Origin of the sequence: Bacillus sp. MMSF_3353 (assembly GCF_030733445.1) — a bacterium.
Lineage (GTDB): Bacteria > Bacillota > Bacilli > Bacillales > Bacillaceae_G > Bacillus_A > Bacillus_A wiedmannii.
The window spans coordinates 33516-46984 of record NZ_JASHJA010000028.1; the positions used below are offsets into that span (position 1 = coordinate 33516).

Consider the following 13469-nt stretch of genomic DNA (forward strand, 5'->3'; position numbering starts at 1 on the left):
CACCTCACTATTCCCCAATTCCAGATTGTACAATGTTAATATCTAAATTTATATCCACAGCTATATTCGGGTACATATTCCGAATTTGGTTTATATTCCATTTTCTCGTATGGCTTCTAATTTCATCGCGTATTCCTAAAGGATCAATTTTCTTTTGTTGAAATTTTTTTATTAATTCTTCACAATCTTGTTCAACGTTTCGTTCAATTTGTTTTTTTATATAATTGATATTTGTTTTTTTTCTTAAATCAATCCAATTAGGGGAGTTTTTAATTAGTCCATTTAGTTTTAAATGGATTTTTACTTTTGGTATGTCACCAGTTTGATCAATATCATACTTGCTTTCCCCAGCTAAGTTTTGTATGACAACCATACCTTTATGTTTGTTCTTCTTTATCGCTGCTTCGTAACGTCCATTTTTCGTAGGGTTAATAAGTAATTTTGCTAAAACAGAATGTCTTTTATCTGTATACATAACGACTTTATCACCTTTTAAAAAAGCAAGTCCTTTGACAGCCACGGAATGATTATCGTCCATTTTAATATAAGGAACATACGCATCACATACAGAAGAGTAGTAATTATATAAAAAAATGTTTAATGTGGTTTGTGGAATGTTCTCGTTTCGTATATTTTGTTCAAGTAAATCAGCAATGTATAACGAACCATTTTTTTTTCCATAATTTAAAAGCTCTTCAGCCGATCCATCTACAATTGCTAGTTGTACATCACGCCCGATATTTGGGTCACGTTGTAAGTTAGTAATAATTTCCCCCATTCCTTGTTCTCCTAGATCTTTTCCAAATAGAACGACACGCATTTGACCTACAACTACATTGTGGGGGGATTTTGCATTTAATCGTGAAGCGATTGTTTCAAGTGAGCGGGCAGATGTTGATTGAGTTTCTGGTTTCGATTTTACACCATGTGTATACTCTGGAAATAAGATCGTTCCTTGGAATCTTTTGTTTTTTGTGATGTCAAATCCAGCAATATGAATAATACGCTGTGTATCCACTATATACGTTTGTGTACAGCCAGTTTGTAGAACAAAAAGGGGTATAATAAGGAACAATAAGAGTTTTTTCATTCATTATCACCATCACGTTTTTGCTTCGCTTTGTTTGGATTATAACGCCATTTAGATTTTGGTCTAAGGAAAGAAGGCCTTTGTGCAGTTTGGCTAAACGGTAAACGGAAAAAACCTTCCGCTGTACCTAAACCACGAAATGGATATAAAGGTAATAAATAAGGTGATCCAAGTGATTTTAATTTAATTAAATGAGCTAAAATAAACACAAACCCGACAATAAGACCTAATCCACCAAATGCACCAGCTAAAAGAATAAGCGGGAATCGTAACAACCGAATAGTAGAAGACATTTTTACAGTCGGCGTTGTGAAAGATGCAAGAGCGGATAAAGCAACTGCAATTAATAAAATCGTACTCGTTAAAGCGGCTTCAACAGATGCTTGCCCAATTACAATCCCGCCAACAATACCAATTGTTTGTCCGACTTTCGTCGGTAAACGTGCTCCCGCTTCACGAAGCAATTCGATTGTAATCTCTAGAAAGAGTGCTTCTAGAATAGGCGGGAAAGGTACGTTCGCTCTCGAGAAAATAATAGGTCCTAGTAAATCAGCAGGAATCATTTGATAATGATATGTTAAAGCCGCTGTATAAATAGCGGAGGAAAAAAGAGAAAATATAGCTCCGAAAAAACGGATAACGCGAAAGAACGATCCAATCATCCACGGTAAATAATAATCTTCTGGTGAAATGAAAAAATCTAGTAACGTTGTCGGTCCTAATAAAGCATATGGAGAGCCATCTGTTAAAATTAAAACTTCCCCGTTAATTAATGCAAATACTGCTCGATCTAATCGTTCTGTAGGTAATAGAACAGGGAATGGTGAATTGCTATTATCACTGATAAATTGCTCAATCATAGTCGAATCAAAGGGAACATCAAAGTCAATGTCTTCTAGTCGTTGTATTGCAGTGTTGATAAATTGTTCATTTGTAACCCCTTCAATATAAGCAACTGCTACTTTCGTTTTTGACATAGATCCAACGATAACTTCTTTGAAAATGAGTTGCTCCGTTACAATATTTCGGCGCAATAAGTGTATATTTGTATCAAGGTTTTCAACGAAACCGATTTTAGGTCCAATTACGCTATACTCATTTTCTGTATCGTTATATAATCGTGTTCCTAAAACAGTACTTTCGGCACGAATTAAAGCATATTGATCGGGATTTGAATTGCTTTTTAAGCGTACTAAAATATATCCACCTAATAATTTCTCACGAATATCATCAATAGAGGGAGAGGTAATAATATCTTCAATGGAGACAATATTACATAGGTCAGAGATATTTTGAATATGTTCTGATTCCTTTTTCATAGGAGTTAAAATAAACTGTTTAATAATAAGTGCTTCCACGACAGATTTATAATAAAACAAGCATAACGTTTCATCTTCAAGTACGTTATAAGAGACAAAATCGCTAGATTCTTTCATGGTATGTATAAATTCTGGAATAGAACAAAGTGGTTTTGCCGTAGTCTTTTTGGATTTTTCAGATGAGAAACCGAACATTTTTACCCCCCCTGACATATATCATTTACTTATGTTAGTTTTTGGGAAAGGCGGGAATTTATACTTGAAAATTGAAAGTTCATAAAGAAAAGGAAGGATATTGGGGATCCCTTCCTTTTTTGGCGTATTAATTTGTTTTCTTTTCCTTAATAGACTTCACTAATTTAATCATTTCTGCTCGTATATCTTCTTTTTTTACATTTAATTTTTCTGCAATTTGTTTAATGTCCATTCCGTCTTTTTTCATTTTTAGTACATCATCAAGAGGAGTGTTACTTTTTTGAGAGATGATTGTTAATACCGTGAGCTGACGTAATCCGATATTATAATCTTTCATTTTTTGTTTTAGGCCGTCTGGTGTAGATTTTTGCATATTTGCTAATTCTTGCAGCAGTGCTTTTTTCGTCTCTTTATTCATATGATGCTTTTTTAATTTACTTGGATCTACACCGAAATGCTGGGCTGTTTTCTCCCAAGATTTATTTTGCTTATAGTAAGCTAAAACGTCTTTTATTTCTTTTTTACCGATTCTTGCAATGTGAGCAGCTTTCCAAATTTCATGTTTGTTATAGCCGAGTTTTTCGAGCGACTGCATTTCTTCTTCTGAAATAGGCTTATGATGGTGCAATGTTATTTCTTTTGGCGTGGCAGCGAAAGTAGGGAAGACGGTTGCCCCGAATAATAATGTTGCCATAGTCATACTTACTGCGATTTTTTTGTACATATAAACTCCTCCTAGATGGATAATGTGGAAAACTGTACACATATCATTTCCATAAAATGTGAAATACTTGTGAACAAGTTAAGTTTTTTTATTCACAGTATAAAATGACGTTTTTGGAAGTTTTCCAACATAAAACATTGATTAATAGTAAAAAACTAAGGTATAATCGAAATTGAAAATCAATATCAATAACAAATGTATACATATAGATGAAAATAAGGGAGAGAAAAATATGACTACATATACTTCCATCGCAAATGTGATTAAAGAAAGACGCTCTGTACGTACATTTACAGATAAAGCTGTAGATAAAGAGTTATTAATTGAACTATTAAACGACGCAACATGGGCACCGAATCATAAACACCGTGAACCATGGAATTGTAAATTATACATTGGAGAAGGCCGCAAAAAATTAGTAGATGCAGTATTAAACTCTTTCACAGAAGAAGAAAGAGCGAAACGCGGCAAAATTTTATCAGATCGTTTCTTAAGCACGCCGGCACAAATTGTTGTTTATATTAATGAAGATCCACGTCAAATTCAACGCGACGAAGATTACGCTGCAACATGTGCATTTATGCAAAACTTCCAACTGCTTGCTTGGGAACGTGGCTTAGGTTGCGTTTGGAAATCAGGCGGATTAAACTACAATCCATTATTTATAGAAGGACTTGGTTTAACAAGAGGTCAACGCATCGTTGGAATTCTTCACCTTGGCTATTTCGATAAAGCACCAGAAGGAAAAGCTCGTACGCCGATTACGGAGAAGATGGAGATTATTGAAGGTTAATAGATGAGACATTCTCGTTTTTATGAGGATGTCTTTTTATTATGCAATCAATCCTCATGAAAGCTTGTTCCTCATCATACACTTTCTTAAGGGAAAGTGTAAGGAGGGAAAATAATGAGAGCAAGTGAAGATAAAGCGCTGCAATATGCGATTGCGGAAATTACGGAAATTGCGACTGGATTTGGGCTTGATTTTTATCCGATGCGTTATGAAGTATGTCCAGCGGAAATTATTTATACATTTGGTGCATATGGGATGCCGACGAGGTTTTCGCATTGGAGTTTTGGAAAGCAATTTTTCAGAATGAAATTACAATACGATTTAGGACTTAGTAAAATTTATGAACTCGTTATTAACTCTAATCCATGTTACGCCTTTTTATTAGATACGAATTCTTTAATTCAAAATAAATTAATCGTGGCGCACGTTTTAGCGCACTGTGATTTCTTCAAAAATAATATTCGTTTCTCTAATACGAAACGCGATATGGTGGAGAGTATGGCAGCGACAGCAGATCGTGTGAAGGCGTATGAACATAAGTATGGAAGAGAAGAGGTAGAAACGTTCTTGGATGCAGTACTTGCCATTCAAGAACATATTGATCCATCGCTTATGCGTCCGAAACTTGCTTGGAGTATTGGAGATTTAGAAGAGGATGTAGAAAAGAAAAAGATATCACAGTACGATGATTTATGGAATTTAGATGATCGAAACAAAAAGAGGGAACGACCTAATATGCATAAAAAGAAGAAAATCCCACCGCAGCCAGAAAAAGATTTACTCCTCTTTATTGAAGAATATAGCCGTGAGCTAGAAGAGTGGCAGCGCGACATATTAACGATGATGCGCGAGGAAATGTTATATTTCTGGCCACAGCTTGAAACGAAGATTATGAATGAAGGCTGGGCTTCCTTCTGGCATCAACGCATACTTCGTGAAATGGACTTAACATCTTCTGAAGCGATTGAATTCGCAAAGCTTAATGCAGGTGTAGTTCAACCATCAAAAACAAGCATTAACCCATACTACCTCGGTATTAAAATGTTTGAAGATATTGAAGAACGTTACAACAACCCGACAGAAGAAATGAAGCGACGCGGTGTAAAACCAGGATCTGGTCGAGATAAAATTTTTGAAGTACGTGAAATTGAGTGGGACGTATCGTTCTTAAGAAACTACTTAAATAAAGACCTCGTAATGAGAGAAGATATGTACTTATTCCAGCGCCAAGGAAAAGAATATAAAGTAATAGATAAAGAATGGGAACATGTGCGTGATCAGCTCGTAAATATGCGTACAAATGGTGGCTTCCCGTACTTAGTAGTAGAAGACGGGGACTACTTAAAGAACGGAGAGTTGTACATTAAACATAGTTACGAAGGGATCGAGCTCGATTTAAAATACTTAGAAAAAGTATTGCCATACCTTCATCAATTATGGGGAAGAACGGTGCATATGGAGTCGATTGTGGAGAGTAAGGGCGTTGTATTTTCTTATGATGGGAAGATGGTGCATCGGAAGTATGTGTGATGAAAAGAACGGACATAGAATGCTATGTCCGTTCTTTTTTATTTGGAACAAGGTTAAATATGCTATTCTTGAAAAAGGGAGTTACATAGAGAAATGGAGCGATTCAAATGAGCAAAATAGGGGTATGCAAGGTGGATATTACGCCGCCTGTCGGTATTGATTTTGTCGGATACCATAGAGAGACAGGAATAAATAATATTGAAGAGCGTATTTACGGGACGGTCTTTGTATTTGAAAAAAATGAAATGAAAACGGTGTTTATAAGTGTTGATAATATTGGGATGTTAGTAGAAGATACGAATGTTATTCGTGAGCGAGTAGCTAGTAGGCTTCATGTGCCATTTGAGCGAATAACAGTTGTTTATACACATACACACTCTGGTCCAGAAACAGTCGGTGAGCAACCTTTAGTAAATTCGTATAAAACGAGTTTAGTAAATAATGTAGTGCAAGGTGCGGTTACTGCGGATAACAACTTGAAGCTCTGTGAAGTTGGCTGGGGTGTTACGACAGGTGATATTGGGGTCAACCGAAGAGAGAGAACATCTGATGGAAGAGCAAAGATGGGAACAAATATAGAAGGTGTTGTAGATAAACGAATTGGTATGTTAGCAATAAGACATGCTGAAACGAAGGAGCTATCTGGAATTATTGTATTTTGTACTGCGCATCCGAATGTTTTAAAAGGTGATAGCGATGTATTATCAGCGGATTATCCTGGAATGACGAGGGAGATTCTTGAGAAAATCGTAAACTGTCCTGTTATTATTATGCAAGGAGCTGCTGGTAATGTAAATGCGAAGCATCGTGGTTCAAGGGAAGCATTAAAGAAAATGGCTTACACACTTAGTGGACATGTATTAACGATGTTGCCAATAGTTACATATAGCCCAATTGTAAATTTAAGAACAGTTTCGAGTATGATGCAAATGAAGTTGAAAGATATTCCAGAAATTCATGAGATACGAAGAATGGCTCAATTAGCGGAGAAGCAGTGGGGTGTGAACACGGATGAATGGTTTACTATCGTTTTAGAGAAATATAAGCAAGGTATTCGGCAGTTACGTATTGATTTGGAAGTTCAACTGTTTCAAGTTAATGATGGTATGTTCTCTGGTATACCGATGGAACCTTTTTCAGAAACTGCGTTAGAAGTGAAAGAGAGTCTTCAAAATGAACTAGCTTTCTTTGGTGGATATACGAACGGATATATTGGTTATTTACCTACAAAGGAAGAGTATGTATATGGTGGATATGAAGTGGAATTAAGTCCTGTCGTATATGGGCCAGCTACAAATTTGTTGATGCCACCGGAGGAGAATACGGCGAGTTTGATTGTGCAGAGAGTTATGAAATCATATAATGTTTAAAATATAGACTTTCATGTATTTAATATAAAATTTAAAAGAAACAATAATTATTAATAAAACTGTAAAAAACGAATCCATTTTGAAAAAGAATAATCAAAATGGATTCGTTTTTTATATGGAGTTTTTGTTTACCAAACAGGGCGTATATTTGATGATAATTTTCCTGTATTTTTTTTAGTAACGAATGTTGTTAAATCTTCTTTAAGCATTTGCATTCGTTCTGCACCTATGTTTTCAATCCATCGCTGTTCTATTTCAGCTATTATTTCTTCTTTTGCTTTCATTACTGACAAACCACGTTCGGTTAAAATAATGATCTTACCTCTTTTATCAGTAGGATGCGTTTTACGTGTAACGTAACCACTACTCTCAAGAGAATCTACCATTTTACTTACAGCTTGTTTGGAAATCCCTAAATACTCAGCTAGTTCTATACCAGTTGCTCCATTAGGAAGAATGCGTTTGAACATAAAACCATGTGCTGGCCTAATATCTTCAAATCCTAATTCACTTAATTTTTCATGTAGTTCAGTAATTAATGTACTGAAAGATAATGATAAAAGTGAAGTAAGGTCTAGTTCGTTAAATGTTGAATGATCCATGTATATAACCTCCGTAATTATAGTCAATTAAGTTGACTACATGTGAAACCTATTGTACTATACGGAATATAGTCAATCAAATTGACTATATTCCGTATAGTACAAATAATGATTTATATAAATAGAATCAATGGAGGTTTCACATGGTTAATATCGTTAAAATTAGAGGGAGTGTATTTGCACCATATGCATCGCTGGAACCTATTAAGGATTCTGCAACAGGAAGAGTGTTTGAATATGCTGGAGATGCACGTGAGTTTACACCATACGCTGTGAACACAAAGCGTTCAAGATTAGAACAAGAAGTGAATATTGATTTTTATAAAAAAGAAATTTTCACATATGCAGATGCTTGTATCGTCACTGTGAAGATTACAAATCCAGATGGCTCAATTGAGTATCAAAAAGGAGAAACAAGTACAGAAAGCATTGTATGTACAAATATTGTATGGAGTGAAGATGAAGTTTCATTTGAAATGAGAGCAAGTGCAAGTAATCCGTTAAACACGACAGCACCTGCAGCTGACTATTTTTTGACTATACGAGTTAATGAATGTGGTACTGTGCATGTTGAAGGTGTACACGATGGTTTCCCTTGCTATGAATTTTATAAACAAATAGACTTTGGTTTATTTGAATTAATATACACACATGATTTCAGAGAAACGGATGATACCCCAGCAGCACTAGCTGGAGAAATGGAATATAGTTTTAAAACGACAATCTAATAAATATAGCGCTATTTTTCAGAAGGAAGTAGCAAACGTTAAAAGAGAAATCTATTGATTATGGGACCGAAATTGTGATCTGTTTTACTCAATGATATGCAGTATTTAAAATAAAATTATAGAGGTGTTTCTTATGACTAATATCGTTAAAATTAGAGCCAGTGTATTTATTCCAATGTCTTGGACTGAAGCTAAGAAGGATATGGAAACGGGAAAAGTAATCCAATTCGAAGGTGATTCCCGTGAATTTACACCGTATGCGGTAAACGCTATGCGCTCTAGAGTTGAGCAAGAGGTAGTAGTGGATTTTTATAAAGAAGAAGTGTTTTCATATGCGGACACGGGTATTACGACAGAGAAGGTTACAAACCCAGATGGTTCGGTGAATAAAAGAACAGGAAAAGCGAGTACTGAAAATATTGTGTGTACGGATATTGAATGGAATTCTGATGGTGTGCAATTCAAAATGAGAGCAAGTGCAAGTAATCCGTTAAATGTGTATGCTCCTCCTGTGGACTATTTATTAACTGTATGTGTGAAAAAGGATGGTAGTATCGATATTCAAGGAGAACATGATGGTTTCCCTTGCTATGAATTTTATAAGCAAGTAGATTTCGGTTCATTTGAACAAATTTATACACATGATTTTAGAGAAACTGGTGATACACCTGAAGCGTTAGGTGGAGAAATGGATTATAGTTTTACAAAGATTTTATAGGAAGTATGACAAATTACTTCATTCGTAAATGAATTCAGCCGTCAAAAATAAGTATTACTCCATACTACGCCGCCTTTAGGCATGGATTTAATCATACAGAAAGGAACCTGGAGATAGCTAGGTTCTTTTTTGTTTCGAATTTGTGAACAAAAGATATATATATTGAAAATGATTTTTGTATATTTTATTATATACCCATACGGGTATAAGTTTTCTGTTTTTGATACATTGAGTAAATAAATCATATGGAGGTTTAAAATATGTCTAGAAAAATTGTTGTAGTAGGTGGAGTTGCGGGCGGGGCATCAGTAGCTGCAAGGCTTCGTCGTTTAAGTGAAGAAGATGAAATTATTATGGTGGAGCGTGGTGAATATATTTCATTTGCGAATTGTGGATTACCATACTACATTGGCGGTGTCATTACAGAAAGACAAAAGTTATTAGTTCAAACTGTTGAAAGAATGTCAAAGCGTTTTAATTTAGATATACGTGTATTGAGTGAAGTAGTAAAGATTAATAAAGAAGAGAAAACAATTACGATAAAGAATGTAACTACAAATGAAACATATAACGAGGAATATGATATTTTAATTCTTTCACCAGGGGCAAAACCAATTGTTCCACCTATTCCAGGTATTGAAGAAGCGAAGGCGTTGTTTACGTTACGAAATGTACCTGATACAGATCGTATTAAAGCGTACATTGATGAGAAGAAACCACATCATGCGACGGTTATTGGTGGCGGATTTATTGGAGTAGAAATGGTTGAAAACTTAAGAGAACGAGGAATTGATGTTACTCTTGTAGAGATGGCAAATCAAGTAATGCCACCAATTGATTATGAAATGGCAGCATATGTGCATGAGCATATGAAAAAGCACAATGTTGAGCTTGTTTTAGAAGATGGTGTAGATGCATTAGAAGAGCACGGGACTGTTGTACGTTTAAAAAGTGGTTCAATCATAAAGACAGATATGATTATTTTAGCAATTGGTGTGCAACCAGAGAGCAGTTTAGCGAAGGATGCAGGCTTAGCACTAGGAGTTAGAGGAACGATAAAGGTAGATGAGAGTTTTCAAACGTCGGCCCCGCACATATATGCAATTGGTGATGCGATTGAAGTAAAGGATTTTGTTACAGAAACAGAAACGATGATTCCGTTAGCGTGGCCAGCTAATCGTCAAGGTCGCATGTTAGCAGATATTATTCATGGTCATACGGATTCTTTATATAAAGGTACGTTGGGAACTTCTGTAGCTAAAGTTTTTGATTTAACAGTTGCTGCGACGGGAGTAAATGAGAAAATATTAAAACGATTAAATATACCCTATGAGGTAGTACATGTACAGGCGAATTCGCATGCCGGATATTATCCGAATGCGACGCCAGTGTTAATAAAATTAATTTTTAATAAAGAAAGCGGAAAAATTTATGGGGCGCAGGCGTTAGGGCGTGACGGTGTAGATAAGCGTATTGATGTTATTGCAACGGCAATGAAGGCAAACTTAACCGTAATTGATTTGCCAGATTTAGAATTATCATATGCCCCGCCTTATTCTTCTGCAAAAGATCCGGTAAACATGGTAGGGTATGCGGCAAGTAATATAGTAGATGGTTTTGTGGACACAGTACAATGGCATGAGGTAGATCGTATTGTTGAAAATGGTGGATATCTTATTGATGTTCGAGAGCCTAATGAACTCAAACAAGGAATGATTAAAGGTTCTATTAATATCCCCTTAGATGAGTTACGTGATCGTTTGGATGAAGTACCGGCAGATAAAGAAATATATATTACCTGTCAACTTGGTATGAGAGGTTATGTCGCAGCGCGCATGTTAATGGAAAAAGGATATAAGGTAAAGAATGTAGATGGTGGCTTTAAATTGTATGGGACAGTATTACCAGAACGTGTTGCGTATTAATATTTTTTCATCTTCCACTTCAAAATTTAGTGGAAGATGAAAGCTTACGTATTAAGGTTTCACTTTTTGTTTTGTGAACATATAAGATAAACCTTAAAAATAGGGGTTTACAAAATACCCTATAGGGTATAGTATATTGTCATAGGTTATAAATAGTGACATAATGGTAATGAGGTGATTATAGAATGGAATATAATCAAGGTATGAAAAATAGATTGAAACGTATTGAAGGTCAGGTTCGTGGTGTGCTTCGTATGATGGAAGAAGGAAAAGATTGCCGAGAGGTTATTACACAGTTAACGGCATCTCGTTCTGCACTTGATCGTACAATTGGACTTGTTGTTGGAACGAATCTAGAGCAATGTTTGCGTGAGCAGTTTGAAAGCGGTAATGGTTCAAATGAAGAGTTAATTAAAGAAGCTGTTCAATTACTTGTAAAAAGCCGATAATCTGTCAAACATAATTGTTGACAGATTTTCAAAAACACTTTAACATACCCCTACAGGTATATGTATATAAATTATGGAGGAATCGACTATGAGTATAAAAGTGGATATGAATCTAGATTGTAAAGGTTTGGCTTGTCCGATGCCGATTGTAAAGACGAAGAAGGCGATGGAAGGATTAACGTCAGGGCAAGTGATTGAAGTTCAGGCAACAGATAAAGGGTCTACTGTAGATATACAAAGTTGGGCGAGTAAAGTAGGTCATCAATATATCGGGACGAAACAAGAAGGTGATGTATTGATGCATTACGTTAGAAAAGCAAATGAGCATGAAATGAATGAAATAGTGAAATATCCTCATACAATTACGAATTCGGAATTGGAAGAGATATTATTAAGTGGTGAAGAGTGTATTGTAGTAGATGTTCGTGAAGCGGCGGAATTCGTTTTTGGTCATATTCCATCGGCTGTTTCCGTGCCGTTAGGAGAATTAGACAGTGCAGCGTTAGATCAGAAGAAGCAAATTTATGTTGTTTGCCGAACTGGTAACCGTAGTGATGTAGCTTGCCACATGTTGAAAGAGAAAGGTTATGCAAATGTGAAAAATGTCATTCCAGGCATGTTAGAGTGGCAAGGTAATGTGGAAAAATAAAATTTTTTAAATAAAAATATACCTATGGGGGTAATGAGATGAACGTTAAACCGTTACAAGCAAAAGATGTTGCAGAGAAAGTTTTATTCGGAGAGTTATTTATTTTAGATGTTCGTAATGAGGCGGATTATGAAGATTGGAAAATTGAAGGAAAAGAAGTTACTTCAATGAATGTGCCGTACTTTGATTTATTAGAGGGTGTAGATCATATTGTAAGTGAACTACCTAAAGATAAAGATGTTTTAGTAGTATGCGCAAAAGAAGGGTCTTCTATATTTGTGGCAGAGCAATTAACAGAGGCTGGATTAGAAAATGTTTATTATTTATCTGGTGGTATGAAGGCTTGGAGTGAATATATAAAGCCTATAAAAGTTGGAGATTTAAAAGATGGCGGAAGTATGTATCAGTTTAACCGTCTTGGAAAAGGTTGCTTATCTTATATGGTCGTTTCAAACGGTGAAGCAGCAGTTATTGATGCAGTAAGAACAGTTGAAGCGTACGAAGAGTTTGCGAAAGAGCATGGTGTTACGATTACGAATGTAATGGATACACATTTACATGCAGACCATATTTCTGGCGGACGTAAGTTAGCGGAAAAAGTAGGTGGTACGTATTGGTTGCCGCCAAAAGATGCGGAGGAAGTTGTGTTCTCATATAAACCACTTGTTGAAGGATCTGTTATTACGGTGGGGGGTACTAAAATTGAAATTGACGCATTATACTCACCGGGGCATACGATTGGAAGTACGTCATTTATTGTAGATGATTCCTATTTATTATCAGGCGATATTTTATTTGTAGATTCAATTGGGCGTCCAGACCTTGCTGGGAAAGCTGAAGATTGGGTAAGTGATTTACGTACTACTTTGTATAGCCGATATAAAGAACTATCTCAAAACTTAGTTGTGTTACCGGCTCATTATTCAAAAATAATTGAAATGGACGAGAGTGGCATTGTTAGTGCTAAATTAAAAGATTTATTTGCGTATAATGCAGGATTAAATATTGAGGATGAGAGAGAGTTTCGTAAAGTTGTAACAGAGAATTTACCACCTCAACCGAATGCATATCAAGAAATTCGTCAAACAAATATGGGGCGATTAAATCCAAGTCAAGACGAAGAGCGTGAAATGGAGATTGGTCCAAACCGTTGTGCTGTTCATAATTAATTCGGTTTCAAATGAAATAAAAACAGGAGGTATATAAGATGAAGGTGAAAGAAGTATTAGATGTAAAAGGATTAGCATGTCCAATGCCAATTGTGAAAACAAAGAAGGCGATGGAAGCATTACAATTGGGGGAAGTGTTAGAAGTACACTTAACAGATAAAGGTGCGATTAAAGATATTCCAGCATGGTCACAAAAAGGCGGTCATGA

The 13469-nt window shown here is 35.7% G+C and carries 14 protein-coding genes; 10 read left to right on the forward strand and 4 right to left on the reverse strand.

The annotated features are described in order from the left end of the window. Window positions 1-7: 7 nt before the first annotated feature. The 3 genes from RBB48_RS27080 to RBB48_RS27090 form a co-directional block, all read right to left on the reverse strand. Complete coding sequence (locus tag RBB48_RS27080; RefSeq protein WP_097890206.1) at window positions 8-1090, reverse strand: Ger(x)C family spore germination protein; 1083 nt, start codon at window positions 1088-1090, stop codon at window positions 8-10. Further along, window positions 1087-2604: a spore germination protein gene (locus RBB48_RS27085; protein ID WP_088062016.1), complete on the reverse strand. Its 1518-nt coding sequence runs from the start codon at window positions 2602-2604 to the stop codon at window positions 1087-1089. The genes RBB48_RS27080 and RBB48_RS27085 overlap by 4 nt, the downstream gene beginning before the upstream one ends. A gap of 127 nt (window positions 2605-2731) precedes the next feature. Continuing rightward, entirely contained in the window at window positions 2732-3328 is a 597-nt protein-coding gene (locus tag RBB48_RS27090) for a hypothetical protein (protein WP_141542708.1), read from the reverse strand. 232 nt (window positions 3329-3560) lie between these two features. Between RBB48_RS27090 and RBB48_RS27095 the strand changes: the two genes are divergently transcribed. From RBB48_RS27095 to RBB48_RS27105, 3 genes are all read left to right on the forward strand, one after another. Next, window positions 3561-4121: a nitroreductase family protein gene (locus RBB48_RS27095; protein WP_000214808.1), complete on the forward strand. Its 561-nt coding sequence runs from the start codon at window positions 3561-3563 to the stop codon at window positions 4119-4121. Window positions 4122-4235: 114 nt separating this feature from the next. Next, window positions 4236-5651 (forward strand): stage V sporulation protein SpoVR, encoded by a 1416-nt coding sequence (gene spoVR, locus RBB48_RS27100; protein WP_001202728.1) that lies wholly within the window; start codon window positions 4236-4238, stop codon window positions 5649-5651. A gap of 107 nt (window positions 5652-5758) precedes the next feature. Continuing rightward, window positions 5759-7021, forward strand: coding sequence for a neutral/alkaline non-lysosomal ceramidase N-terminal domain-containing protein (locus RBB48_RS27105; RefSeq protein ID WP_088608418.1), 1263 nt, complete (start codon window positions 5759-5761; stop codon window positions 7019-7021). 128 nt (window positions 7022-7149) lie between these two features. On the opposite strand, the gene RBB48_RS27110 is transcribed toward RBB48_RS27105, so the two are convergent. Then, entirely contained in the window at window positions 7150-7623 is a 474-nt protein-coding gene (locus RBB48_RS27110; RefSeq protein WP_098133089.1) for a MarR family winged helix-turn-helix transcriptional regulator, read from the reverse strand. Between the two features lie 143 nt (window positions 7624-7766). Between RBB48_RS27110 and RBB48_RS27115 the strand changes: the two genes are divergently transcribed. From RBB48_RS27115 to RBB48_RS27145, 7 genes are all read left to right on the forward strand, one after another. Beyond that, entirely contained in the window at window positions 7767-8351 is a 585-nt protein-coding gene (locus RBB48_RS27115) for a DUF3238 domain-containing protein (RefSeq protein WP_088608420.1), read from the forward strand. 133 nt (window positions 8352-8484) lie between these two features. Next, on the forward strand, window positions 8485-9069 hold the full coding sequence (locus RBB48_RS27120) for a DUF3238 domain-containing protein (RefSeq protein ID WP_306008383.1): 585 nt from the start codon (window positions 8485-8487) through the stop codon (window positions 9067-9069). A 260-nt stretch (window positions 9070-9329) separates the two neighbouring features. Further along, window positions 9330-10994 carry a CoA-disulfide reductase gene (gene cdr, locus RBB48_RS27125; protein WP_306008384.1) on the forward strand — a complete coding sequence of 555 codons (1665 nt, stop codon included), beginning with the start codon at window positions 9330-9332 and terminating at the stop codon, window positions 10992-10994. A gap of 185 nt (window positions 10995-11179) precedes the next feature. After that, a complete protein-coding gene (locus RBB48_RS27130; protein WP_306008385.1) occupies window positions 11180-11443 on the forward strand; it encodes a metal-sensitive transcriptional regulator in 264 nt (87 codons plus the stop codon). Window positions 11444-11531: 88 nt separating this feature from the next. Further along, the gene (locus tag RBB48_RS27135; protein WP_142310411.1) at window positions 11532-12092 is read left to right on the forward strand and encodes a sulfurtransferase TusA family protein; all 561 of its coding nucleotides are present in this window, start codon (window positions 11532-11534) and stop codon (window positions 12090-12092) included. A 38-nt stretch (window positions 12093-12130) separates the two neighbouring features. Then, a complete protein-coding gene (locus tag RBB48_RS27140) occupies window positions 12131-13261 on the forward strand; it encodes an MBL fold metallo-hydrolase (protein WP_306008386.1) in 1131 nt (376 codons plus the stop codon). A 38-nt stretch (window positions 13262-13299) separates the two neighbouring features. After that, the coding region (locus RBB48_RS27145) for a sulfurtransferase TusA family protein (RefSeq protein ID WP_306008387.1) at window positions 13300-13469 on the forward strand (170 nt) is incomplete at its 3' end.

Excerpts from the sequence above, each read along its gene's own strand:
- RBB48_RS27080 (WP_097890206.1), bottom strand. The coding sequence starts at position 1,090 with ATGAAAAAACTCTTATTGTTCCTTATTATACCCCTTTTTGTTCTACAA.
- RBB48_RS27085 (WP_088062016.1), bottom strand. The coding sequence starts at position 2,604 with ATGTTCGGTTTCTCATCTGAAAAATCCAAAAAGACTACGGCAAAACCA.
- RBB48_RS27090 (WP_141542708.1), bottom strand. The coding sequence starts at position 3,328 with ATGTACAAAAAAATCGCAGTAAGTATGACTATGGCAACATTATTATTC.
- RBB48_RS27095 (WP_000214808.1), top strand. The coding sequence starts at position 3,561 with ATGACTACATATACTTCCATCGCAAATGTGATTAAAGAAAGACGCTCT.
- spoVR (WP_001202728.1), top strand. The coding sequence starts at position 4,236 with ATGAGAGCAAGTGAAGATAAAGCGCTGCAATATGCGATTGCGGAAATT.
- RBB48_RS27105 (WP_088608418.1), top strand. The coding sequence starts at position 5,759 with ATGAGCAAAATAGGGGTATGCAAGGTGGATATTACGCCGCCTGTCGGT.
- RBB48_RS27110 (WP_098133089.1), bottom strand. The coding sequence starts at position 7,623 with ATGGATCATTCAACATTTAACGAACTAGACCTTACTTCACTTTTATCA.
- RBB48_RS27115 (WP_088608420.1), top strand. The coding sequence starts at position 7,767 with ATGGTTAATATCGTTAAAATTAGAGGGAGTGTATTTGCACCATATGCA.
- RBB48_RS27120 (WP_306008383.1), top strand. The coding sequence starts at position 8,485 with ATGACTAATATCGTTAAAATTAGAGCCAGTGTATTTATTCCAATGTCT.
- cdr (WP_306008384.1), top strand. The coding sequence starts at position 9,330 with ATGTCTAGAAAAATTGTTGTAGTAGGTGGAGTTGCGGGCGGGGCATCA.
- RBB48_RS27130 (WP_306008385.1), top strand. The coding sequence starts at position 11,180 with ATGGAATATAATCAAGGTATGAAAAATAGATTGAAACGTATTGAAGGT.
- RBB48_RS27135 (WP_142310411.1), top strand. The coding sequence starts at position 11,532 with ATGAGTATAAAAGTGGATATGAATCTAGATTGTAAAGGTTTGGCTTGT.
- RBB48_RS27140 (WP_306008386.1), top strand. The coding sequence starts at position 12,131 with ATGAACGTTAAACCGTTACAAGCAAAAGATGTTGCAGAGAAAGTTTTA.